Below are 23,351 nucleotides of genomic sequence, written 5' to 3' on the forward strand. Positions count from 1 at the left end.
AAGTTAATTTTACAATTGAGGAAATATACATTATAACTAATATATTTACATAAGAAGTGTTTACAACCATAAAAAATTACTGTATAATCAATATTAAAATTCAGGTTACTATGATATACTTCGCATTAATACGAACGTTATAACTATAATTAGAATAAATATTCGCAATAAGGAGGGAGTTTATGAAAAAGGAAATTGATGCATTACTTTCTGAAGCCATGCTATACTCACTACCCACATGGACCCACAACAAAGACCACCTAACAAAGATTTTAAAGGCCCATCCATCAATTAAATTTGTATCTCTTGTAGGGGTGGATTTGGGAGGTAATAATACCGATGAAAAGATCCCTATTTCTCTTTTTTTAGAGGATGTTGAGGAGTTTTTAAAAGTTGGAGTCCAGACAGATGGATCCAGCGTTGTCCTTCATGAGATCGCCACTTTAAACAATGCAAAGGTAGATATAATACCCGATGTAGATGTAAACTGGTTTGTCGATTACAATTATGATTACATAGATGAAGAGACGGGATACCCAATTGGTACATTGCGAATTCCATCTTTTTTAGAGCATAATAATAGATTTGTCGATTCTAGAGGAGTTTTAAAAAGAACAGTTGAACATTTTCAGAAGTGTGTTATGTCTCTTTTGCATAAGCATCCCCACTTGTTGGAGGAACTAGGAATATCCTCAAAGGATGATATAGAAGAGGTTTCATTAACAGCGGCAACAGAGCTGGAGTTTTGGGTGAAAACCCCTGAAGATCATGCTGACGAGGAAAAGCTATCCACTTCTCAAATCCTTAAAGAGCAATATTGGAAAAGAACTAAGGGCTCTGTGCGTACAGCCCTTGAAGAAACCATGCTATTGCTAGAAAAATACGGTTTTGAACCAGAAATGGGTCATAAGGAGGTTGGGGGTGTTACCGCCAAAATAGCCGGTACTGGTAAACTTAATCATGTTATGGAACAGCTGGAGATCGATTGGAAATATAGTACAGCCCTCCAGGCAGCAGATAATGAGCTTTTTATAAGGGAGTTTATAGAAGAAACCTTCGAGCGACATGGTCTAGAGGTTACATTTAGAGCAAAACCCATTGAAGGGGTGGCTGGTAGTGGTAAGCATACCCACATGGGGGCTAGTATAAAGCTAAAGAATGGAAAGGTTAAGAATCTATTTGCCCCACTAAATATGAAGGCTGACTATGTAAACTCGATAGGATGGGGAGCTTTAATGGGGCTACTAAAAAATTATGAAATCATTAATCCCTTTGTAACAGCAACCAACGATGCCTTTAACCGATTAAAGCCTGGGTTTGAAGCTCCAGTGTGTATTGTTGCTTCGGTGGGACATACATCAGAATCTCCTTCGAGAAATAGAACGGTATTAGTAGGTTTAGTGAGGGATATTAAAAATCCCCTTGCAACAAGATATGAGCTTAGGGCACCAAATCCCCATTCAAATACTTACCTTTATGTAAGTGCATCTTATCTAGCTATGCTGGAGGGTATTGAATATGCCACAAGCCAAAAACTCACCAGCAAAGAACTAGAGGTAGAGTTCTCTAAGACAGCAGGTGAAGAGAAAGGATACCTTGAAAGGGATAGGTGCTATAGAAGTGAAGAGGATGTATTTGAAGATTATACGGAGGAAGAAAGAAATACACTTTTCGGAAGGCCCCCAGCAACAGTCTGGGAGAACTTAATTGCCTTTGACAATTACCCTGAAAAAATGAAGATTTTATATAATGGAGATGTTTTTGATAGCTCATTAGTCCATTCCTATAAAATTGCTACCCTAAGCCAATGGATAACAGAGCTTACAGGTAGAATTATCCCCTATGACATGAGGATTGTAAGGAACTGCAAAAAGCTTCATGAAGAGGATGTAGTAACAGATATAGATGTGGTAAATTGGGAAAAAATTAATGCCTTAAGAACTTACTTAATGAAGGATAGCTTAACCTGTAAGTCCTTGTTTACTAGAATAAGGGACGCATTGGAGGCGAAGGATTACGGATTGGCATCCAGTCTTCAAATTGAAATGGCTAATAAAATCCTACAGCTAAAGGCTTCTTATATTGTTTATAGAAGAAACATATTACTTGAAATAAATGGATTATACTTCTAAATAATTGTTAATAATCTAAGGATGTTAAAGCCTTAGATTTTTTTTTACCATAATAAAGGAAAATTTTAAGATGAATCGAATATTCTAGAATGTAGGAAATGTTGTTTTGCACCTATAGGCTTGGGTATAATTGCCATAGGATCAATTTTAATTAGAAATAATTAATAAAGGAGTGAGGTCATGAATTTAAGAAATATTCAAAGTCGAGTAGAACACTTAAAAGAAATGTTAGATCCTCAAAAAAGAAAACGTGAAAAGGCCGTAGAAAGGAAAAAGGGACTTGTAAAGGGTTTGGCTCTTGGCACTTTTATTGGAGGTCTTGTTGGTGTATTCTATGCACCAGATAAGGGGGAAAATACCAGAAAAAGAGCAAAGGAAGAACTTGAAAAGGCTAAGGAAGTTATTCAAAACAACATCGTAGAAGGAAAAGAAAAATTTGGGGACTTTTATGATGAAAAAAAGGATGTTATCGGTGAAAAAATGGTGATATTAAAGGAAAAGATGAAGGCAAGGGAAAATGCAGCAATTACCGATGATATATCAGAGGACGATTTTGATAGAGAGTAATTTACAAAAGAAGAATTAAAAGGCGGTGACTTATGTATATTAATTTATATGATTTAATGGTAGTAATTCTAGTTATATTAGGGATAGCGGCTTTAGCAGCTTTAACAATGGCTCTATTAAAGCTAAATGGAATTCTAAAGAAAACAAAGGAAATCCTTGATAAAAATGAAAAAAACATCGATGACTCTATAGCTGAAATTCCTAAGGTTCTACATAATGTAGAAGAAATAACCTTCAATGTTAACAAAGAAATGAAGTATGTTGAGGGAACCTTGAAGAGTATAGAAGAGACAGTAGGATATGCAGCTTCTACAGCTCAGATGGTTACAGAAGATATTGTAGAGCCTATAGGAGAGGTTCTGCAGCTGTTAAATATTCTTAGGGGGTTGTTTTCAAGTAGTAGGAAAAAAGGATGGTTTAAATAAAAATAGTGAAGTCATAATGGCTTCACTATTTTTTTGTGTGAAAATATATTTATGCAACTAAGATTAGCCCTGTAGGGGTTTATTTTTGTAAAACTTTATAGGAATATGTTCTATTACCCGGGAAATACAAAGCCTTTAGACACTTAAAGACATAATTGTCAAAATATGAAAAAAATTGTATGGGAATGCAGGACTCTATATTTTTTTAACGAATTATAGTAATAGGTTTTAGATATTTTTGTGAATCATATTTTTACCGAATTATTCAAACATTTCATGAAGAATTAAGTATATATTAGTAGATTAACTACTGTTTTGGGAGGACGACGGTATTATGGGGGATAAAATCCATAATGAAAAGGACTTTACACCTATTATAGAGATGATAGTGATTTTTCTATTATCTTCAGTACTCTTTTTTATTAATACAAAAAATGGGATGATGTTTTTTTCAATAATTGAGTTTTTTGGAGTTTTTATTAGCTTTATGATTCTATTCATTGTACTAAATACCTATATTATTAATTTAGAGGATTACATCTTGTTTTTGGGTATTTCCTATGGTATTACGGGTATCATCAGACTCATTTATTTACTTACCTATGTAGGCATAGTTGAGAACAATCAGATACTAAACATTTATCCAATAAGGGCATTGGAGAGTTTGCTTGTAGCATTAGGGTTTTTATTAACCCTTTTGATTCTGAATAAAAATATTAAACTGAGAATTGCAATTATGATTTATTTTGTTACTTCATTTCTCTGCATAGGACAGATCATAATCCCTAGCAGTATAGAGGGTATAAACTATGATACCATCCGACTCATATTATATGTATTCAGCTTAATCATAACAGCAATTAATTTAGCTGTATATCTTAATTGTAAGAAAATGTTTCATAAGAACACCTTTGTTTATATCTTAAGCTTTCTCCTTTCAAGATTAGTATCTGAAATGCTTTTTATCGTATCGGTGAGGATGAATGCATGTTATATATTGGCTCATATTCTAGAACTTGTATCATATTACATGATTTATAAGGGGATTGTAGAAACAAGTCTAAGAAGACCCTACAGACTTCTATTCTTTAGATTAAACGAGATGGTAGATGAATTGAGGAAGGAAATTGAAATAAGAAGACGCTCTGAAAAAAACCTTAAGAAAAGTCAAGAGCGATATCGAAAGTTAGTTGAGCTTTTGCCAGATCCTGTTTATGTTCATGATGAAGACAAATTTTATTATTGTAATGAAAAAGGGGCTGAGTTATTGGGAATAGCTAAGCCTGAGGGAATTATCGGCAAAAAATTAGCAGAATTTATACCCCCTAAAAGCTATGAATCGGCTATAGAGGATATTATGAGGATTTTGAGTAACAAAACCAACCACATCCCTACAAAAAAGTATAAGATTGTTAATATAGCGGGTACAGAGGTTGATGTGGAGGTAACTTCTGTATCTTTCCCTGATGATAATCACCCCTTGGTATTAAGTGTACTCCGGGATATCCGAGATAAAAAACAAAGGGAGGTTCTTGAGGAGCAAATAAAAGTGGAAAAGGAGCTTCTTAAAGAAGCAATCGAATATGATAGAATCAAAACAGAGTTTTTTGCGAACCTATCCCATGAATTAAAAACACCCATTAATCTAATATATAGCACTCTCCAGCTTATGGAGATGGATTTGATTAACTCACAAAATAACGAAAAGATGAGAAAGCGGATGGGAGTATTAAGGCAGAATTGTAATAGAATCATTAAACAGGTGGACAATTTAATTGACATAACAAAATTAGATGCCAACTACTATGAGCTTAAGTTTGTTAAGGGGGATATTGTAGAGGTGGTTGAAGGAATAACGGAATCTGTTGGTAATCTAATTCAAAGTAGAAATATACAGTTAACCTTTGAAACCAGTATCGAAAGAAGAGTAATGGTCTTTGACCCTAATGCATTAGAAAGAATTATGCTAAATCTTCTATCAAATGCTGTTAAGTTTACAAACTGTGGAGATCGAATATATGTTTCAATGATGGAGGTTGAGAATCGAATTTCTATAATTGTTGGAGATACAGGAATAGGTATTCCTGAAGACAGGCTAATGACAATATTTGAACGTTTTAATCAAATAGATAAATCCTTGACTCGAAACCATGAGGGTAGTGGATTAGGACTTACAATTGCTAAATCCTTAGTGGAGCTCCACGGAGGAAGCTTGAAGGTTAAGAGTACATATGGAAAGGGAACTGAATTTATAGTTGAATTACCTACTGATGGAACTGTAAAGGATGAGGAAACTCAAATGGAGATGTTTAGTAGGAATATTGATAAAATAAAGATCGAGTTTTCGGATATCTACTCAGTAAAAATGAAATAAAAAACCACATCTAGTGTGGTTTTTTTTATTATGGGCCAACAGCAATCTTTGATAGTCTTGATGAGAGGTGTGTTTACTTCTCAATTAGTATTTTATCTTCAACTTCTATCTTTTCTAGGGCCTTCATTGCTGGACCCTCCACTACTTCTCCATCAAAGGAGAATCTTGATCCATGACAAGGACAATCCCAGGTTCTATCTCCGCTATTCCATTTAACTTCGCAACCTAAATGGGTACAGGTACTATCAACTACATGAAGATGACCTTCAGAATCTCTATAACCTCCGGCCTTACGGCCATTTACAGTTACAACTCCACCTTCATCCTTTCTAAGATTCTTAGGTTCCTTTGTGATAATACTAAGTTTACCAGAAACAAACTCTATTCCTACATCAGTATTTTGAATTATGAAATTCTTTATGCTGGGATCAGCAATGAATCTTGTAGGCTTAAACAAATATGCAAATGGATTTTCCTTCTCTAAAATAGCATCAGCAATTATTAGAGCAGCAGACGTAGAATTGGTCATTCCCCACTTTCTATAACCCGTAGCAATATAAATATTCTTCTTCTCATTAGTAATTTCACCAATATAGGGTATTTTGTCTATGGTAGTAAGGTCTTGGGCAGACCACATATTTAAAACCTTTTCTATACCAAAGATTTTTTCACCAAAATCCCTTAGAGCTTCATAGTTAGCATGGGTATTACTATCCTTTCCAGTTTTATGATTTTCTCCAGCCACTAAAACCAATCTTTCGCCATTACCATTTTCCACAAATCTAAGGGAACGTGTGGGGTCTTCAGCATTTATATACATGCCTCCAGGAAAATGGGATCTTGGCTTAATAGCCACTATATAAGATCTCTCAGCATGCATCCTGGCGTAGTAATGACCATAGCCGTCGAAGAAGGGATAATGGCTACTGCATATAATATGCTTACAATCTACTGCATGGCCATTCTTAGTTCTAATTCTTAAGCTATTGTCCTTTTCAATATCCTTAGCGGTGGTTTCTTCAAAAATCATCCCCCCTTTGTTAACAAAGTCATCCACCAAGTGGTTTAGATATTTGAGGGGATGGAACTGATATTGATTTTTCATCACCACCGCAGCCTTCAGATCCACTGGAATAGGCAAATCTTCTATATAGGCTCCTTCTATTCCCAGCTTTTGATAAGCTTCATACTCCTTGGATATTTTGTTTATATATTTGTCCGAATTGGTATAGACTATGGCATCCTCTTGAGTTAAGCCACACTTAATATCATTTTTATTGATCATATCTGTAATGAAATTCATGGCCTTAAGATTGGCTTCATAATATAATTTAGCTCCCTCTTGACCAATATGGGAGATTAGCTCATCATATATTAATGCGTGCTGCTGTGTAATTTTAGCTGTGGTGTGGCCAGTAGTGCCATTTAGTATTTTTCCAGATTCTAATATTGCAACCTTTAATCCTGCCTGAACTAATAAATACCCTGCTGTGATCCCGGTCATACCTCCACCAGCAATAGCAACATCCACTTTAATATCTTTATTAAGGGGTTTAAAGGCTGGTAGCTTAACTGATGTCCACCAATAGGGCTCTGGAAAATCAGGTAATCTTAATCTTGTAGCTTCTTCCATAATGGAATTCCTCCTAAATCCAAATTATCAATTATTAGAATTCCCTTTTGAAGAAATTAAATACATAAAAAACACCTGCTAAAACAGGTGTTTAATCTATTGTCTCCACTTTAAGAAGCGGTTCTCTAAAAATACAATCAGTTGATACATAAGGGCTGTAGCTATTGCTAAAATGATAACACCAGCCATTACGATGTCGAGTCTAAATACTTGACCACCATATACAATTAGATAGCCAAGACCTGCCTTAGAAACTAAGAACTCTCCAACGATAACACCAACCCAAGTCATACCAATATTAATCTTCATGGTATTGATCATTGTGGGAATACTGGCTGGGAATATAACCTTCTGTAGAATTTGTAGTTTACTGGCCCCAAAGGTTTTCAGCATCTTTATTTTTTCTTCGTCCACCTCTTTAAATCCACTATAGGTGGAAAGGATGGTAACCACTAAGGATATGGTTAGGGCAGTGACAATGATTCCACTCATTCCAGCTCCTGCCCAAATAATGATTATAGGGCCTAGGGCAATCTTTGGTAGTGCGTTCAGTACAACTAGATATGGATCAAAAACCTTTGCAAAAAAGTCTGACCACCAAAGGAGAATTGCAAGGAAGGTTCCTAAAACCGTTCCTATGGCGAAGCCCATTAAGGCTTCAAAAACTGAAATGGCCGTATGTTTGAATATTGAGCCATCCCTAGATAGATTGACGATTAACCTTACGATAGAGGAAGGCTTGCTGGTGAAAAAGGCATCTATCCACTTATTGGTGGCTGCTATTTCCCATAATAGTATAAATAAAATTAAAAAGCCCACCTGACACAATTTAACCATCAGCTTATGCTTTTTAACTGCCTTCAGATAAGCTACATGTCCCTTAGAATAATCAACCGTAGCAGTGGTTTTTTTATTGAACATAAACATCCAGCTCCTTCCATATTCTATTAAAGTAATGCCTAAACTCAGGAGCCTCTCTACATTTAATTGGGTTTGCTTCTCCTTCGCAGGTAAGCTGGATATCATGAATATTCTTAATGGTTGCTGGTCTATTACTTAAAACAATCACTCTATTGGACATGGAAATTGCTTCGGCGATATCATGAGTTACCATAATGGCTGTTTTCTTTTCCTTACGAATAATCTCTGCAATATCATCACTTACAGCTAAACGGCTTTGATAATCTAAAGCGGAAAAGGGCTCATCCAATAATAATAGCTCTGGCTCAATTGCTAGGGTACGGATAAGGGCAACCCTCTGCCGCATACCACCAGAAAGCTGATTTGGATAATGATTTTTAAATTCCTTTAAGCCATAGGTGTCTAAAAGCTTGTGAACCCGATGAATGTTTTCTTCATTTAATTTTTTTTGTATCTCCAGGCCGATTAGCACATTCTCTAATATACTACGCCATCTAAATAGATGATCGCTTTGAAACATATAACCTACTGACTTATTGGTACCTTCAACTACCTTTCTATGAATTAATACCTCTCCAGATGTAGGCTTTAAAAGGCCTGAAATGATCGATAGGATAGTAGATTTACCACAACCGCTGGGTCCCACTATAGCCATAATTTCCCCCTTATTTACATCAAAGGAGAGATGGTCTAGGGCTTCGGTTTCTCCATCTAGTGTATGATAGTTCATGGATATATTTTTAATCTCAACAAACTTTTCAGTTAGCATAAGGTCCCCCCTTATTTAAGTAGTTTCCAATAAAATACTATGTTATATCTTATGATTCTACCTAGATTCTGTTACTTCCATTGAGGAATAAGGGGAGGAAGTAAGAGGAAGATAATAAATTCTTTCACCCATAATAGCATCTCCAATATCCTTTTATAACTTAATAATACCCCAATTTCCATCAACCAAAATGATTTCAATCACATTGTAAAGTTTTTTGCTATTATTTTACTCTAATGTATAAGAAAAGCTTACTCATAAAGGGTGTCTTTAGATTTATAGCTATACAAAATAGCCCCAATAATAATGAGAATTGCACCGGTGATGGCAGTTGGCTTAATCTCAATATCTAAAATTAGAATATCAATTATTAAGGAGCTAATAAACTGACCACAAAGGAGTAGTATGGTGGAGGTAACCACTGAGGTTTTAGAAAAGGAATAATTCGATAGAATTACAAAGGTAGAGCCGATGATTCCCCCCATTAGAGCATATAGAGGAATGTTTTCATAGCTTTGAAATTTTTGAACTCCTGTTACAATTACCATTAGATAAATGATAGAGCTGCCAATTGTCCCTGTTAGATGATTCATTAAATTAGATCCATAAATACCAATGGAGTTGCCAAGCATCATATTCAAAGATCTTATAATGATAAATAATCCCCCCATTATTGCTGCAAGTATGATTGCCAATATTGCCATAGTATGATCCTCCTAAATAGAAATTAAAATAATTCCTAGAATAATAATGATGATTCCGCTAATTTTTCTATAACCAAGGGTAACCCTTTTAAATCCGAAAAGGCCCTTAGTATCAACTATTACCGATAATAAAAATTGTCCTGCCACCATAGAAATGGAAGTGATAAAAACCCCTACCGTGCCCATACTAAAGGCAGAAATAATTAGGATTAATGAGCCAATAAAGCCACCTATAAAAAGCTTTTTATCCTCTAAGAAGGTGCTTTTCCATAGGTTGAATTTACTACGATCGAAGATCAGGTACAGTATAAAGGCTGGTATAAGGCCTATTATATGAACCATAAGGCCTGCTAAATATAAGTTGGTGTATTGGGCCAGCATTCCATTAATTAGAACAATTCCGCTATTCATTAACCCCATAAACAAAAGAAGGATTAAGAGTCCATTGAAATTTTTACTCATAAATATTATCACCTGCCAATTCCCTTAATTTTGAAAAATCTAAAACAGTGAGTTTTTTCTTTTCATTTTTAACGATCCCTGCATTCTCAAAGGCTTTAATTACCCTCGCCAAATGTCTATAGCTACAACCTAAAAGACTTGCCATTTCCCCTAGATTGTTGGTCTTAATTTCTTTCACTCTACTATCATACTCATCACTGGTTATAGATAATAAGTAGCTGGCTAGCCTGTTTTCCAATGGAAAAAGAAGATTGATTGAGCTGGCGTTGGAAATTGTGTAGAGCTTATAGCTAAGGTTCTTTATGATAAACCTTAAAAAAACCGGGTCATCAAAGGCATATTTGTGGAGGTGCTCTAATCTAATACCAATAAGATGGGAATTATCCGATGAATCTACATAGCACTTTACTAGGCGTTCATCCAGGAGCTCTACATCTCCAAGAATGCTAAGGGGTTTATTAAACCTCAAGAGAACAGATTTTCCATTATCGGCCATTGCATAAACCTTTAATTTTCCCTTTACATGAAAATAGAAGTATGGCATTTCATCCATAGGCTTACAAATGCTTTGGCCCCGTTGAAACTCAAATAACTCCATGTACTGAAGCATATCTGAAGTAAAAACCGATTGTATATTATATTTTTCTAAATATGTACTTAATAATTGAGGATTGTTGATTTTTTTCATGTTGTTTCACCCCTTACATGTAGTATAGCTTACATAGAGAATAAAAAATAGGACATATGTCTGATAATTATAGGATTGAATAAATGACTATTGCTGTGATGAAGATTTAGTGGAGTATTATAGAAGCTTTGTCTGTTTAAATCCGCAGGAATGATTGTTATAAATTACAATAAGTAAAAAGGCAAATATTATAAAAGTCAGGATGCCGACAACATCCTGACTTTGTATTTTAATAAGAAAACTCTCTGCTTTTGATCTTTTATTGCTTTTCAACGACTATATTGGTAGCTTCTAAATCTACAGCTTCCTGTGGGGCTTTAATAAATAGGGTTAGTATAGCTCCACAGGCACTTAGTGCTCCTGAGATCACATAGCTTAATCCATAGGTGCCAGTTACATCTCTTACAATGCCACCAATAAGGGGACCGAATACTCCACCTATACCCCAAGCTGTTATAACCAATCCATAATTCACACCAAAGTTTTTAAGGCCATAAAAGTCAGCCGTTACAGATGGGAAGATGGTAAGCATTCCTCCAAAGGTAAAGCCTACAATGGCAATGCCGGTCATTAAGCTTATAGGGGTATTTAAGCTTGGGAAGAATACGTAGGCTGTAACCTGAAGTAAGAACATAAAGAATAAGGTCTTCATACGCCCAAGCTTATCTGAAATAATTCCGCAGCCGATTCGACCAGAAAAATTAAAAAAGGCATATAGGGCTATTAACATATAGGCATTTTTCATGCCGGCCTGTTCCAATCCAATCTTTGCCAATTGACCTATGATTAGTAATCCAGCAAAGGTACCAAAACAAAACATCGTCCAAAGGATATAAAATTGCCTTGTCTTAATTACCTCTCTCCAGTTATAATCAATTTTGTTGCTTTTAGAAGCTACACTAGGCTTCTCCTTTAAATCCTGTATATCTGAAGGAACATAATCCTTTGGGGGATTTTTAATGAGCTGAGCCAGTAGCATAATTAATACAAAAAATCCGCCTCCAAGTATGAAAAATGTGGTTCTTAGATCATAGGTTGAAAGAAGCTTTGTAGTAAGGGGGGCGATGTAAACAGGTGCCAGACCAAAACCGCTGACAACAATTCCAGAAATAACTCCCCTTTTTTTAGGACTAAACCACTTTACTGCAGCTGGTGTTGGAGCAGCATAGCCTATCCCCATTCCAGCACCAAAAACAACCCCATAAAAAACGGTTAATCCAATAATTGTTAAGAATAGCCCTGAGAAGATAAAACCAATTCCAGCCAATACAGCAGAGGCCATAATAATAGGCCTTGGTCCCAGTTTATCTTGAAGTCTTCCCCCAGGAACCATAGAAAGGGCAAAAAGGGCACAAGCAACCATGTAGGGTATTTGGGTCATGGTGGCCTTCCAGCCCAACTGATCTATTAAGGCTGCTGAAATAACTCCCCATGCATACAATACACCCAACATTAAATTTACACCTAAACCAGCCAATGTTACTACCCAACCTCGATTAAAATCCTTAGTCATGAATTCACCTCAATTTTTATTTTTAATGCTACCCTAAATATCATAACAGAATAAGGGTTATTTAAAAACAGTTTTTTTATAAAAATGCAGATTAAAACATAATTAAACAAATACCTAAAAATGGTAATTAAATATTTTCTTTTTGAAGCTTACCTTCATAGTATATATTAAGAGGGATTACTAGGAGGTGTAAGAATGGATAATTGTGTAGAGGTGCAAATTTTAGGCTATGACTTCAATGGCAAACCAGTAGCTAAAAAGGGTGATTTGTTTACCTGCTGCTGTGTACAATGTAGGAATTGCGGAAAAATCCTATCAGCTGATGGTGGACCAAAGAAAATATACTGTGAAGACTGTGCCAAACAGGAAGGGATTATAAAGGAGTAAAGATGAGAGAATGGATACTTATATAAAAACACTGTAATTAAACAGTGTTTTTTCATTGTATATTGAAAACCCCCGGTTCGACCGGGGGTTCCAAAAAGCTTTAGCTATGAGCAAGTTTTTTTTACCTCCTTTTGATAAAATTAAATTGGTTCGCCAACCAAAACTAATTAATCAAAAGGAGGATCCGAAATGGATAGAAACAGTTTATCACATACTAGCTGGAATTGTAAATATCACATAGTCTTTGCACCTAAATACAGAAGACAAGCGATATACGGCAAAATAAAAAAAGATATAGGAAATATACTTAGGAAATTATGTAGCCAAAAGGGAATAGAAATTCTTGAAGCCACAGCCTGTAAAGATCATGTTCACTTAGTGCTAGCAATACCACCCAAATACAGTATATCTAGTATAATGGGTTACTTGAAAGGAAAAAGTTCATTAATGGTATTTGATCGTCATGCAAACCTAAAATATAAGTATGGAAATAGGCATTTCTGGTGTAGAGGTTACTATGTTGACACTGTTGGCCGCAACGAGAAAAAAATAAGAGAATATGTGAAAAATCAACTACAAGAAGATATAGCAAATGATCAACTAAGTTTAATGGAATACGTAGATCCATTCACAGGAGAGAAGAATAAGAAGGAAAAAAAATAAAAAAGCTGCTTTAGCAGCAGCTTGTGAGCGTAAGCAAATGGCGGACCTTTCAATGAGCCTTAAGGCTCAAGCGTGTAACATGCCCTTATAGGGCTGAACAAACTACCCGCTAAGCGGGTAGTTTTGATTTTTTTAGTTAATAATTGACAAAATATAGCAAAATATGTACAATTAAGTAAAGAAAATTTGCTGCAGCTCATATTTCTTTTAATTAATTTAAACTTTAGAAAAGGGGGAATTAGATGCCTGTGATTAAAGCTAAAAGCTATAGCGCCTCAGTTTATAGTAGAAATAGCAGCAGAGTAGCCACACCAACAGCTAAAGTTAATAGTAAAGTTAGTGCAACAACGACTAAAAGTACTGCTTCAAGAATAGTTGAAAGTACTGCAAAAGCCATTGGGGGCACAGCTTCAACTATCAAACAAACAACAGATAGTGTAAGTAAAGCTGCTACCAAAACAATTAATACTGTAAAGCAGGAGGCTACTACAGCATATAACAGTGCTGTAAACACAGTAAAACACACAGTTGATAAAGTTACAGCTCAGACTACAGATATAGCAAACAGAGCATATGAAAGAACAAATGAAGTTGTTTCTCAAGTATATGATAGCACTGTTAATACTATTAAACGTGTAGCTGATAATTTTACTGAACGAACTGTAGATATAGCAAGTAGAGCACATGATAGAACAAATGAAGTTGTTTCTCAAGTGCAAAGTGGTATGAATGATGTAATCGCTATGTCAGCAAATACCATCGGCCATACTCTTTATCAAAAGCCTATAGAAATAGACCTCTATTTTTCAAAAGTCACTGTTTCATCATCAGTTACCAGTGGTAATGGAAATATTATGGTAAACACTAGCCTAGGAAACAATATTGGGACTATTGAAACAGATTTAGGTGTTTCATCACAAAATGGAGGATTGAATGTTGAGGCTACAGGAAATTCGAAGGAATTGAAAGTAGGATTATCTAATAAAACTAATATTCATGGACAAATCAGCGTTGGTGCAGAGCTTACGAGTGATGGTAAGGCTAGCATAAACCTTGCAAATTCAAATGAATATTATGCCACGAATCTATCCTTTGGACAAAGGGGGAATAGTATAATTGCACCCCTTATGCCAAAACACCATAGTCTAAGTCTTAGCTTAACTACTAACCCTACAGACTATAATAATACTTCTTCTACAATTTCCTTTGAGGTGGAAACCAATGTTGACAGATTAGCTTTGACAGGTGCCCTAATAGGGGGTGCAATGGTAGTATCTAAGCTAGCAGCATCTGCATTGGGTCAAGGGTTACTTGCAGGAGGGTCAATACTAGCTGGGTCGGGAGGAATAGCAGTAGCAGCAGAGGAAGAAACCCAACCTGCTCCTATCCCTAAACCAAGTCCAAAACCTATGCAACCTCTAGCTTCAATAAACAGTGGCAATCAAATCCTTTCTGCCTATTAACCTACATAATATCACAAAACCAGAGTCTGAGTTCAGACTCTGGTTACCCATAAGAGAAGGAGAGAAATAGATGTTAAAGGTACTTAAATATACAGTATTAACAGCTTTTATATTAGTTGTTGTATTTATAGTTTCAATATTTATAGATGTATTTACCACCGATACCCCTGTGGAGGGATTTGAACTGTCCACCTTAAAGAAAAGGGTTGTTTTAAATGAGCATTCCATAGAAGATACCTTAGAAATTGCAAAAGATTATTTTAATAACAATGAGATAAAGAAATCATACATTACCTATCTACACATCCTTGAAAGGGATCCTAATAATGTAGATGCCTATATTGGAATTTCTTGGTTATATGAGAGAATTGATAATTATCCTGAAGCAGAAAAACATATTTTAGAGGCAGAGAAAAGGATTAATAGCGAGACATCCCCCGAAACCTTGATTGAATTATACTTTACTGCAGGACAACTTTATGGAAGTTATAGTAAATATCATGGAAATATGTACTTGGATAAAGAAAGAGATTATTATTACGAAGCCCTCATTGTTAAAGGTTTAGATAATGAATTGATTAATGCATATTACAGCCATATCTACTATAGATTAGGTATTACTTATTCTATATTAAAGGACTATGAACAAGAAGTTAAATATTACCTTAAATCATACAACATTGATGAAGATAAATCGATGTATTATCCCATTTTTTATTCTTATACCTATGCTGGTGATTTTAAAAATGCCAATGAATATCTACAATTAATCAAGGAGTCTCATGGCGAAAACTTCAGTTATTTCCTAGCAATGGCCCATTACAATACTGAGATGGGGGATTATGATGAAGCCTACAAATATTTTGAAAAGGCAAAGGAGGTACCTGTTGATTCGGTTATATTTCAATATCACCTTCGCATAGCCAATTATTATGAAAAAATAGGCAATTATGAAAAAGCAAAGGAGCATTATATAAAATTCTATGAAAATAATATGTACTTCGTCAATGATACAATATTTCAAGAAAAAATCCAAAAGTACAATATAGATATAAAAAAATATGAAAGAATGATTGAAAAAGAGAGAGAGAAGAATTATAGCAAGAAAATATTATAAATGAAATCAAAACAAGGGGACAGGAGTTAGATGTTAAAGGTACTTAAATATACAGTATTAACAGCTTTCATATTAGTTATTGTATTTATAGCTTCAATATTTATAGATGTATTTACCACCGATACACCTGTGGAGGGCTTTGAACTGTCCACCTTAAAGAAAAGGGTTGTTTCAAATGAGCATTCCATAGAAGATACCTTAGAAATTGCAAAAGATTATTTTAATAACAATGAGATAAAGAAATCATACATTACCTATCTACACATCCTTGAAAGGGATCCTAATAATGTTGATGCCTATATTGGAATTGCATGGTTTATGAACGGATAAAAAATTATAGAGAAGCAGAAAAATATATTTTAGAGGCAGAGAAAAGGATAAATTCAGAGACTTCACCTGAAACTTTAATTGAATTATACTATACAGCTGGGATTATATACTACGATTATGGTGCTTATGGCAAAGAACATATAGAACATGAAAAAGAATATTTTATTAAAGCCTTAGGGGTTAAAGATTTGAATGAAGAATGGACTTCAACATACTACAGTCATATATATTATAAGCTAGGAAGTTTATATTCTCAGTTGGGTGACTATAAAGAGACTATAAGATATTACCTTCTTTCATATAACTTAGATGAAGATAAATCTATGTATTATCCAATATTTTATAATTATACTCACGCAAAGGATTTTGAAAATGCCAATAAATATCTACAATTAATCAAGGAGACTCATGGCGAAAATTTCAGTTATTTTCTAGCAATGGCCCATTACTATACTGAGGTGGGAGATTATGATGAAGCCTACAAATATTTTGAGAAAGCAAAGGAGATAGCTGTTGATTCGGTTATATTTCAATATCACCTGCGTATAGCCAACTATTATGAAAAAACAGGCAATGTTGAAAAAGCAAAGGTGCATTATATGGAGTTGTTAAAAAATAATAGTTACTCCATACTTGACAAAAATGTGCAAGAAAAAATCCAAAAGTATAATATAGATGTAAAAAAATATGAAAGAATGATTGAAAAGGAACGAGAGAAGAATTACAAAAAGAAAATATTATAAATCTTCTAATGAAATAAATGTAGAACTAAAAAAAACAGAAGGAACAAAGAAATAAGCTACTGATAGGGGGATTGGATATATGAAACATACCATTTACTATGACCCGCAGGACTATATTTCTATTAACAAAATATCTTTAATTGGTGATTTTAACAACTGGAATAGCGGGTTAAATTTTCTTCAAAAAAATGAAAAGGGAGTATGGAGTACTGAAATTGATTTGCAGCCTGGCGAATATAGGTATAAGTTCTTAATTAACAATCTTATTCCTTTAAATGATCCTTTGGCCAACTTATATTTACCTAAAGATGATGGCGAATTAGCTTCTGTCATTATCATTAATAGTGAAGGAGAAAAATTGATTAATACTGAGAAATACACTGTGAACATTGAAAAGTATCATTTATCTGATGAAGTTCATGAATCAACTCCAAAGGTTCATAAAAGGATCTTTCAGCAAACAACTAAAAGAGTAGTATCAAGATTTGAGTTTACAAATGTTACTGGAATCCATACCATAAGCCTCCTATGGTTTCGACCCAACGGAGATTTTCATTATTCAAGTGAAAATATTTTATATACTTCTGAAAAGGAAGCTAGTAAACCAACTGTAATGTGGTTTTGGCTTAACCTCATAGGATATGAGGTTCCCAGTGGAATCTGGACATTAAAGCTATTTATAGATGGTGCTTTCATTTTGCAGGACAGCTTTACAATAACAACAAATACATATAGTAAAATGGATCAAAAATTCAAAATCTCCCAGACTGGAGCTATTACAGATGTTGTTATATAGTAAATAGATGATCACCTTTACATTTTATTTTGAATAATCTTAATGACAGAATAACATAAGAAAATTCTTATGAATAAAATAAAATAAACTGTCAATAATTTAAGATAATTTTAAAATAATTTGGTAGAAAGGGGATAATATGGAAACTGCTGCTGAAAGAGCCAGAAGAGTATTAGGTAAAGGAATTAGAAAGAAGAGATTTAGAAGACTAAAAAAATGGGAAGTAAAAAACCGATACATGCTGGGATTAATGTTTGCAGATGATATTAAAGTCAGTGATATGGCTGAGAGAATAGGTGTTTCACCAAGGACAGTCCAAGCATGGATTTATGAGGGTAGAATTCCAAAGGATAAAAATATTGAAAAAATCTGCAAAGAATTAGATTGCCCTGAGGATATTTTATTTCGAGAATTAAAATAGACACACCTACCATAAAATCCAAAACTAGAAGTTTCATCTCCTTCGTATAACTATGTTAATAGGAATTACAATATAAAAGGAGATGAGATTTTTTTATGAAGAAAAATTATATAATCTTTTTTATAGAGGGATAAAAAAACTATAAGGTGTAAAACTAAAAACAGTCTACATTATCAAAAACTCAATTACAAGGGAGGAATACATGTGCGAGAAGGAATGGTTCCCACAATACTTGGTACTGGCGTTACCGCAGCAGGAGTTGCCTTAAAAGGCATGAGCATGAAGCAGGATAGAAGTAACATGATGCCAATGGTTGCAGCAGGAATCATCGGTTTTGGATTAGCCCATGTGGTACTTGGAACAATTGATCTAATTGAGCACAATAAAATGTAGATGGATAAGGAGCAAGGATTTTATTCCTGCTCCTTAAATAATCCTATACATACATAAAGGTATATAAAAGGTATCTTTGGGAGATATTATATTTATAGGATATTAGGTTTATGGACAATAAAACCTAAAAAATGATTACTATATTTGGCAATATTATTGACAAAGACTAGCAATCATGGTAACTTTAAACTTGTAAATAATTTTTTTAGGAGGAAACAAGAATGAAGACAGGAACAGTTAAGTGGTTTAATGGTGAAAAGGGATTTGGATTTATTTCTGTTGAAGGAGAAGATGATGTATTTGTACATTATTCAGCAATTCAATCAGAAGGCTACAAATCTTTAGAAGAAGGACAAACAGTTCAATTCGAAGTTGTTGAAGGTCCAAGGGGCTTCCAAGCAGCCAACGTAACTAAGTTATAATCGTATTTAACATATAGAATGCAACGATTATAGAGTTCAGCCACCCAAGGGGTGGCTTTATTTGCGAAACTAAGAATATAATATGCAAAATCAACTATAATAGGTATTTAGTTTTTTAATTGTTTACATATGGGTATATTAAAGATATAATTATGCGTATTAAATAAAAGAATGGAGAGATAAGTTTATAATGAATCAATTTGAAAGTTTAGGTATTAGTAAGGAAATTTTAAAGGTTATACAAGAAATGGGATTTGAAACCCCCACTAGTATTCAACAGCAAGCAATACCCATTGTATATGAGGGAAGGGACGTTTTAGGGCAAGCTCAAACAGGAACTGGTAAAACGGCAGCCTTTGGTATACCCATGATCGAGAGAATCAGTACTGAAAACAATTCGGTACAGGTGTTGGTATTAACCCCCACCAGAGAGCTGGCAATTCAAGTTGCTGATGAAGTAAAGAAATTTGCTAAATACAAGCACGGAATAAGAACTTTAGCAATATATGGGGGACAACCTATAGAAAGGCAATTAAAGGCCTTAAAGCAGGGTGTTCAAATAGTGGTTGGTACTCCTGGAAGAATATTGGACCATATAAGAAGAAAAACTTTAAAACTAAACAATATTTCTGGAGTAGTAATGGATGAGGCTGATCAGATGCTGGATATGGGATTCTTAGAGGATATAGAAGCTATCTTAAATGAAATGCCCTCCAACAGACAAACATTAATGTTTTCAGCTACCATCCCTAAGGAAATCGAAATGATTGCACAAAATTACATGACCTCACCAGTAACAGTAAAGGTTACCCATAAGGAATTGACTGTACCTCAAATTACTCAATATTACTTTGAGGTAAAACCCCATGAAAAGCTAGAATCATTAACAAGAATTTTGGATATGGAAAAGGTTGAGCTTGGGATGATTTTTAGTAATACCAAAAGGGGTGTCGATGAGCTGGTCGAAAAGCTTCAAAATCGTGGATATTCTGTTGAAGGTATACATGGAGATTTAAAGCAGAGCCAAAGAGATCGGGTTATGAAGAAGTTTAGGGATGGAACAATAGACATGCTAATTGCTACAGACGTAGCAGCAAGGGGTATTGATGTAGATGACGTAGCTCTTGTTATTAACTATGACCTACCTGAGAACTTTGAATATTATGTTCATCGTATAGGTAGAACAGGCAGGGCTGGAAAAGCTGGGCTAGCTTATACTCTTGTTACACCTAGACAAATTAGAACATTGAAGATGCTGGAAAGGTATATTAAAGCTCGATTAATTCGAAGAAATGTACCTTCCGTTAATGATATTGTTGAAAAGCGTAAAGAGCAAATCGCAGCCAGCATAACCTCTACCATCGAAAAATCTGGCCTAAGTGAATATATGAACTTTATAGAAAAGCTAGCAGAAAGCCATAGCTCTATTGAAATTGGCGCTGCATTATTAAAGATGTATATGAAAAAGGATGAAATAGAGCTTTTGGATACAGTGGTTGAAATTGAGAAGAAAAAGCCTGCAGCTAAGAGCGGTATGGTAAGGCTATACTTTAACATTGGAAAAAGACATGGAATCAATCCTGGAAACCTCCTAGGGGCCATAGCCAATGAAGCTGGAATAAGTGGTAATTCTGTAGGGGTTATTGACATGTATGATAAGTTTTCCTTTGTTGAGGTTCCTCGAGAGGTAGAAAAGAAAGTAATTAAGGCCATGAAGAAAAACCAAATAAAGGGTAGAAAAATCAGTGTTGAGGTAGCAAAGGATAAATAAGAAAAAAGGGGTCAGAAATCTGACCCTTTTTATATGGTGTGAATTATGTAAGGTTATTCTCCTGCAGGTGGGGTAAAGGTTCTGGATGCCAGCTCTGTATCAAGGATATAAATACCATAGCTGTTTTCACCTATACGCTTAAGCTTATTAAGTAGAGTTGTAAACATAGATACTTCTTCAACCTGCTCATCAATAAACCAATTTAAAAAGCTTTTACAGGCATAGTTTTTTTCATTAATAGCTAAATCCATTAATAGGTTAATACGATCGGTAACCAGCTTCTCATGCTTTAGAGCTTCATTAAAAACTTCCTCTAAAGATGTAAAGTCATTTTTTGGTTCTTCAAAACCACTAATTCTAACTCTACCCCCTAACTCATTGATAAAATTAAAAAATTTCATGGCATGAAATCTTTCCTCCTCGGCTTGAACCATAAAGAAGTTGGCAAAACCATCTAGATCCTGCTCCTTACAATAGGCTGCCATAGCTAGGTAGGCATTTGCAGAAAAAAATTCATGCTTGATTTGTTCATTTAGTTCATTTACGATCCTCTCTGAAATCATCTTAATTCCCTCCTGTAATTATAGTAGATTTATTGTAATCATCTATAGCTTTAAATAGAACACCTTAAATCTATTAAATACTGTACCCAATTTCATGGGTTTTAAAACAAAGATGGTAATAGATTTTTATATTTATTCTGTAATATAATGCTATAATATTACTAGGAACAGGAGGGGGATCTTAATGGAATATAAAATCCTTGCAACGGATATGGACGGTACCTTGCTGAAGAATGATAAAAGCTTATCTAGTAAAAATATACAAGCTCTAAGAAGAGCCCACCAAATGGGAATGGAAATTGTTATTAGCACCGGTAGACCCTATGCAACCTTAAAACCCTATTTGAAAATCATCGGTATCGACTGCTGGCTAATAACCAATAATGGATCTGTAATACGAAATAAAAAAGATGAGATTGTTGATGTAATATATATTGATCATTCAACATTGTTAACTGTGATTAAACTATTAGAGAATGAGGGAATCTATTTTCATGGTACTGACCCCCACTATACCTTTATTCGAAGCTATAGAGAGAGGCTGAGGGTTTTTAGGGGTTATCTAAAGTATAAAAATCTTAACCCTATGGCAGAAGGCCTCCAACTTTTGTGGTCAGTTTTATTGAATGGTACCCATAAAAGAATTGACTTTAAGAACTATATAAATAAACTAGGTAAAATATCCAGTCTTTTTATCCATTCCAATGACATACAAAGGCTGGAAGATCTTAAGAATCAGTTAAAGGTAATAGCAGAAGTGGAGATAACCAGTTCCGGTAGGGAAAACATTGAAGTTCTTAATCGACTCGCAACAAAGGGCAATGGCCTAAGAAAAGTATGTGAAATACTGAAGATACCAGCTAGTGATGTTGTTGCTGTTGGAGATAATATAAACGATATTTCCATGATCCAGTATGCTGGCTTAGGCGTTGCTATGGGTAATGCTGAGGAAATTGTAAAGGAAATAGCCGACTGTGTTACTACCACCAATGAGGAGGATGGAATTAGTCATCTAATAGATAAGCTTTTGTCTACTAATGGGGTTCATGAAAACAAAAAAATTAGAGTCTAGATTGAGATCCTTCTGCAAATCTATATTTTCTAACAAAAAAATAGCAATTGACTATAGACCATAAGGAGCTGGTGTTGTGAAAATAGCTGCTGTTGGAGATTATATGATTGATGATTACACCAATTTAAATAACAGATTCTTAGGGGGCAATGCCTTGAATTTTATTATAAGTCTTCAAAGGAAGGTAGACTATAATCTTAGCTTTGTAGGTCCTGTTGCCACCGATACAGATGGAGAAAAACTCCTAAAGGCATTGGAGGAATACAATATAGAAACCAATCATATAAGCATAGTGAAGGGTAGAAGCCCTATATCAACAGTAGAGTTACAGGATGGAGAACGGATATTTAAAGGGCTACAGCTGGGGGTTCTGGAGGATTTTCGATTAAATAACCATCAAATTTCATTTCTTAAGGGCCAAGACCATATTCACTCTTCCATTATGGGTGGTTTGATTTCTCAATTAAAGGATATGAAAGGGAAAGGAAGCACATCCTTTGATTTTTCTATCCTTAGAAATAAAAAATTAATAATGGATGCCGTACAGTGGGTGGATTATGCTTTTTTTTCAAGTAAGACCTTTGGAGATAATGAAATAAGTCTAATGAAGGAAGGGTATGCCGCAGGTGGAAAGCAGATTGTCTTTTTGTTGGGGGAATTAGGAAGTAGAGTCTATGATGGTGAGAGAATATATGAATGTAGTGCTGTAAAATGTAAAGTTTTAGATACCTTAGGGGCTGGTGATAGCTACATAGCAGGATATATCTCAGAAATCCTTAAGGGAGGTAGCATAGCAGGAGCTATGGAAATTGGTAGCAGGTGGGCAGCTGAAGCCTGTGGTCAATACGGTGGAAATGGATTAAAGTGTTAAGTAATAGGTAATAGGTAATAGGTAATAAGTAATAGGTAATAAGTAATAAGTATAGAATGAAGAATGAAGAATGAAGAATTTAAAATTAAGAATTAAGAATGAAGAGTAAAGAGCTAATTGACTACATAAATTTCCTTATTATGGATAGAAT

25 protein-coding genes are annotated in these 23,351 nt (G+C 34.6%); 17 read left to right on the top strand and 8 right to left on the bottom strand.

The window, feature by feature from the left end; translation table 11 throughout:
* The first annotated feature begins 182 nt into the window (after positions 1-182).
* From F8153_RS09495 to F8153_RS09510, 4 genes are all read left to right on the top strand, one after another.
* The gene (locus F8153_RS09495; protein ID WP_151866126.1) at positions 183-2,132 is read left to right on the top strand and encodes a type I glutamate--ammonia ligase; all 1,950 of its coding nucleotides are present in this window, start codon (positions 183-185) and stop codon (positions 2,130-2,132) included.
* 180 nt (positions 2,133-2,312) lie between these two features.
* Positions 2,313-2,699: a YtxH domain-containing protein gene (locus F8153_RS09500; protein ID WP_151866127.1), complete on the top strand. Its 387-nt coding sequence runs from the start codon at positions 2,313-2,315 to the stop codon at positions 2,697-2,699.
* A gap of 32 nt (positions 2,700-2,731) precedes the next feature.
* Positions 2,732-3,124: a hypothetical protein gene (locus tag F8153_RS09505; RefSeq protein ID WP_151866128.1), complete on the top strand. Its 393-nt coding sequence runs from the start codon at positions 2,732-2,734 to the stop codon at positions 3,122-3,124.
* Positions 3,125-3,458: 334 nt separating this feature from the next.
* Entirely contained in the window at positions 3,459-5,498 is a 2,040-nt protein-coding gene (locus F8153_RS09510) for an MASE3 domain-containing sensor histidine kinase (RefSeq protein WP_151866129.1), read from the top strand.
* 73 nt (positions 5,499-5,571) lie between these two features.
* Here the strand turns inward: F8153_RS09510 and F8153_RS09515 are convergent, their stop codons facing one another.
* From F8153_RS09515 to F8153_RS09545, 7 genes are all read right to left on the bottom strand, one after another.
* The gene (locus tag F8153_RS09515; protein WP_151866130.1) at positions 5,572-7,131 is read right to left on the bottom strand and encodes an FAD-dependent oxidoreductase; all 1,560 of its coding nucleotides are present in this window, start codon (positions 7,129-7,131) and stop codon (positions 5,572-5,574) included.
* Between the two features lie 96 nt (positions 7,132-7,227).
* Entirely contained in the window at positions 7,228-8,052 is an 825-nt protein-coding gene (locus tag F8153_RS09520) for an ABC transporter permease (RefSeq protein ID WP_207707719.1), read from the bottom strand.
* Positions 8,042-8,821: an ABC transporter ATP-binding protein gene (locus F8153_RS09525; protein ID WP_151866132.1), complete on the bottom strand. Its 780-nt coding sequence runs from the start codon at positions 8,819-8,821 to the stop codon at positions 8,042-8,044. Before F8153_RS09525 ends, F8153_RS09520 begins: the two co-directional genes overlap by 11 nt.
* 251 nt (positions 8,822-9,072) lie before the next feature.
* Positions 9,073-9,525, bottom strand: coding sequence for a DMT family transporter (locus F8153_RS09530; protein WP_151866133.1), 453 nt, complete (start codon positions 9,523-9,525; stop codon positions 9,073-9,075).
* Between the two features lie 12 nt (positions 9,526-9,537).
* Positions 9,538-9,987 (bottom strand): DMT family transporter, encoded by a 450-nt coding sequence (locus tag F8153_RS09535; RefSeq protein ID WP_151866134.1) that lies wholly within the window; start codon positions 9,985-9,987, stop codon positions 9,538-9,540.
* The gene (locus tag F8153_RS09540; protein WP_151866135.1) at positions 9,980-10,675 is read right to left on the bottom strand and encodes a helix-turn-helix domain-containing protein; all 696 of its coding nucleotides are present in this window, start codon (positions 10,673-10,675) and stop codon (positions 9,980-9,982) included. Before F8153_RS09540 ends, F8153_RS09535 begins: the two co-directional genes overlap by 8 nt.
* Before the next feature lie 259 nt (positions 10,676-10,934).
* On the bottom strand, positions 10,935-12,188 hold the full coding sequence (locus F8153_RS09545; RefSeq protein ID WP_151866136.1) for an L-lactate MFS transporter: 1,254 nt from the start codon (positions 12,186-12,188) through the stop codon (positions 10,935-10,937).
* Positions 12,189-12,383: 195 nt separating this feature from the next.
* Between F8153_RS09545 and F8153_RS09550 the strand changes: the two genes are divergently transcribed.
* The 11 genes from F8153_RS09550 (at position 12,384) to F8153_RS09600 (ending at position 20,694) form a co-directional block, all read left to right on the top strand.
* On the top strand, positions 12,384-12,575 hold the full coding sequence (locus F8153_RS09550; protein WP_151866137.1) for a hypothetical protein: 192 nt from the start codon (positions 12,384-12,386) through the stop codon (positions 12,573-12,575).
* Positions 12,576-12,764: 189 nt separating this feature from the next.
* A complete protein-coding gene (gene tnpA / locus F8153_RS09555; RefSeq protein ID WP_151866138.1) occupies positions 12,765-13,238 on the top strand; it encodes an IS200/IS605 family transposase in 474 nt (157 codons plus the stop codon).
* 242 nt (positions 13,239-13,480) lie between these two features.
* Complete coding sequence (locus F8153_RS09560) at positions 13,481-14,701, top strand: hypothetical protein (protein WP_151866139.1); 1,221 nt, start codon at positions 13,481-13,483, stop codon at positions 14,699-14,701.
* A 70-nt stretch (positions 14,702-14,771) separates the two neighbouring features.
* Positions 14,772-15,818, top strand: coding sequence for a tetratricopeptide repeat protein (locus F8153_RS09565; RefSeq protein WP_151866140.1), 1,047 nt, complete (start codon positions 14,772-14,774; stop codon positions 15,816-15,818).
* Positions 15,819-15,848: 30 nt separating this feature from the next.
* A complete protein-coding gene (locus F8153_RS09570; RefSeq protein ID WP_151866141.1) occupies positions 15,849-16,148 on the top strand; it encodes a tetratricopeptide repeat protein in 300 nt (99 codons plus the stop codon).
* On the top strand, positions 16,130-16,891 hold the full coding sequence (locus tag F8153_RS09575) for a tetratricopeptide repeat protein (RefSeq protein ID WP_151866142.1): 762 nt from the start codon (positions 16,130-16,132) through the stop codon (positions 16,889-16,891). The genes F8153_RS09570 and F8153_RS09575 overlap by 19 nt, the downstream gene beginning before the upstream one ends.
* A gap of 79 nt (positions 16,892-16,970) precedes the next feature.
* Positions 16,971-17,687 carry a hypothetical protein gene (locus tag F8153_RS09580; RefSeq protein WP_151866143.1) on the top strand — a complete coding sequence of 239 codons (717 nt, stop codon included), beginning with the start codon at positions 16,971-16,973 and terminating at the stop codon, positions 17,685-17,687.
* A gap of 139 nt (positions 17,688-17,826) precedes the next feature.
* Complete coding sequence (locus F8153_RS09585) at positions 17,827-18,108, top strand: helix-turn-helix domain-containing protein (protein ID WP_151866144.1); 282 nt, start codon at positions 17,827-17,829, stop codon at positions 18,106-18,108.
* A 204-nt stretch (positions 18,109-18,312) separates the two neighbouring features.
* Entirely contained in the window at positions 18,313-18,501 is a 189-nt protein-coding gene (locus F8153_RS09590; protein ID WP_151866145.1) for an asparagine synthase, read from the top strand.
* 221 nt (positions 18,502-18,722) lie between these two features.
* Positions 18,723-18,923 (top strand): cold-shock protein, encoded by a 201-nt coding sequence (locus F8153_RS09595; RefSeq protein WP_151866146.1) that lies wholly within the window; start codon positions 18,723-18,725, stop codon positions 18,921-18,923.
* A gap of 190 nt (positions 18,924-19,113) precedes the next feature.
* Positions 19,114-20,694 carry a DEAD/DEAH box helicase gene (locus tag F8153_RS09600; RefSeq protein WP_151866147.1) on the top strand — a complete coding sequence of 527 codons (1,581 nt, stop codon included), beginning with the start codon at positions 19,114-19,116 and terminating at the stop codon, positions 20,692-20,694.
* 53 nt (positions 20,695-20,747) lie between these two features.
* Here the strand turns inward: F8153_RS09600 and F8153_RS09605 are convergent, their stop codons facing one another.
* On the bottom strand, positions 20,748-21,257 hold the full coding sequence (locus tag F8153_RS09605) for a ferritin (RefSeq protein ID WP_151866148.1): 510 nt from the start codon (positions 21,255-21,257) through the stop codon (positions 20,748-20,750).
* A 184-nt stretch (positions 21,258-21,441) separates the two neighbouring features.
* Between F8153_RS09605 and F8153_RS09610 the strand changes: the two genes are divergently transcribed.
* Positions 21,442-22,329, top strand: a complete 888-nt coding sequence (locus tag F8153_RS09610; RefSeq protein ID WP_151866149.1) for a Cof-type HAD-IIB family hydrolase — start codon at positions 21,442-21,444, stop codon at positions 22,327-22,329.
* Positions 22,330-22,405: 76 nt separating this feature from the next.
* Entirely contained in the window at positions 22,406-23,200 is a 795-nt protein-coding gene (locus F8153_RS09615; protein WP_151866150.1) for a PfkB family carbohydrate kinase, read from the top strand.
* Positions 23,201-23,351 lie beyond the last annotated feature (151 nt).

Origin of the sequence: Alkaliphilus serpentinus (assembly GCF_009017255.1) — a bacterium.
In the GTDB taxonomy this organism is placed as follows: domain Bacteria; phylum Bacillota; class Clostridia; order Peptostreptococcales; family Natronincolaceae; genus Alkaliphilus_D; species Alkaliphilus_D serpentinus.

Coding starts and splice junctions, on each gene's coding strand:
- F8153_RS09565 (WP_151866140.1), top strand. CDS start 14,772: ATGTTAAAGGTACTTAAATATACAGTATTAACAGCTTTTATATTAGTT.
- F8153_RS09530 (WP_151866133.1), bottom strand. CDS start 9,525: ATGGCAATATTGGCAATCATACTTGCAGCAATAATGGGGGGATTATTT.
- F8153_RS09540 (WP_151866135.1), bottom strand. CDS start 10,675: ATGAAAAAAATCAACAATCCTCAATTATTAAGTACATATTTAGAAAAA.
- F8153_RS09535 (WP_151866134.1), bottom strand. CDS start 9,987: ATGAGTAAAAATTTCAATGGACTCTTAATCCTTCTTTTGTTTATGGGG.
- F8153_RS09495 (WP_151866126.1), top strand. CDS start 183: ATGAAAAAGGAAATTGATGCATTACTTTCTGAAGCCATGCTATACTCA.
- F8153_RS09550 (WP_151866137.1), top strand. CDS start 12,384: ATGGATAATTGTGTAGAGGTGCAAATTTTAGGCTATGACTTCAATGGC.
- F8153_RS09515 (WP_151866130.1), bottom strand. CDS start 7,131: ATGGAAGAAGCTACAAGATTAAGATTACCTGATTTTCCAGAGCCCTAT.
- F8153_RS09560 (WP_151866139.1), top strand. CDS start 13,481: ATGCCTGTGATTAAAGCTAAAAGCTATAGCGCCTCAGTTTATAGTAGA.
- F8153_RS09605 (WP_151866148.1), bottom strand. CDS start 21,257: ATGATTTCAGAGAGGATCGTAAATGAACTAAATGAACAAATCAAGCAT.
- F8153_RS09610 (WP_151866149.1), top strand. CDS start 21,442: ATGGAATATAAAATCCTTGCAACGGATATGGACGGTACCTTGCTGAAG.
- F8153_RS09595 (WP_151866146.1), top strand. CDS start 18,723: ATGAAGACAGGAACAGTTAAGTGGTTTAATGGTGAAAAGGGATTTGGA.
- F8153_RS09580 (WP_151866143.1), top strand. CDS start 16,971: ATGAAACATACCATTTACTATGACCCGCAGGACTATATTTCTATTAAC.
- F8153_RS09600 (WP_151866147.1), top strand. CDS start 19,114: ATGAATCAATTTGAAAGTTTAGGTATTAGTAAGGAAATTTTAAAGGTT.
- F8153_RS09585 (WP_151866144.1), top strand. CDS start 17,827: ATGGAAACTGCTGCTGAAAGAGCCAGAAGAGTATTAGGTAAAGGAATT.
- F8153_RS09500 (WP_151866127.1), top strand. CDS start 2,313: ATGAATTTAAGAAATATTCAAAGTCGAGTAGAACACTTAAAAGAAATG.
- F8153_RS09505 (WP_151866128.1), top strand. CDS start 2,732: ATGTATATTAATTTATATGATTTAATGGTAGTAATTCTAGTTATATTA.
- tnpA (WP_151866138.1), top strand. CDS start 12,765: ATGGATAGAAACAGTTTATCACATACTAGCTGGAATTGTAAATATCAC.
- F8153_RS09520 (WP_207707719.1), bottom strand. CDS start 8,052: ATGTTCAATAAAAAAACCACTGCTACGGTTGATTATTCTAAGGGACAT.
- F8153_RS09525 (WP_151866132.1), bottom strand. CDS start 8,821: ATGCTAACTGAAAAGTTTGTTGAGATTAAAAATATATCCATGAACTAT.
- F8153_RS09575 (WP_151866142.1), top strand. CDS start 16,130: ATGGTTTATGAACGGATAAAAAATTATAGAGAAGCAGAAAAATATATT.
- F8153_RS09570 (WP_151866141.1), top strand. CDS start 15,849: ATGTTAAAGGTACTTAAATATACAGTATTAACAGCTTTCATATTAGTT.
- F8153_RS09510 (WP_151866129.1), top strand. CDS start 3,459: ATGGGGGATAAAATCCATAATGAAAAGGACTTTACACCTATTATAGAG.
- F8153_RS09545 (WP_151866136.1), bottom strand. CDS start 12,188: ATGACTAAGGATTTTAATCGAGGTTGGGTAGTAACATTGGCTGGTTTA.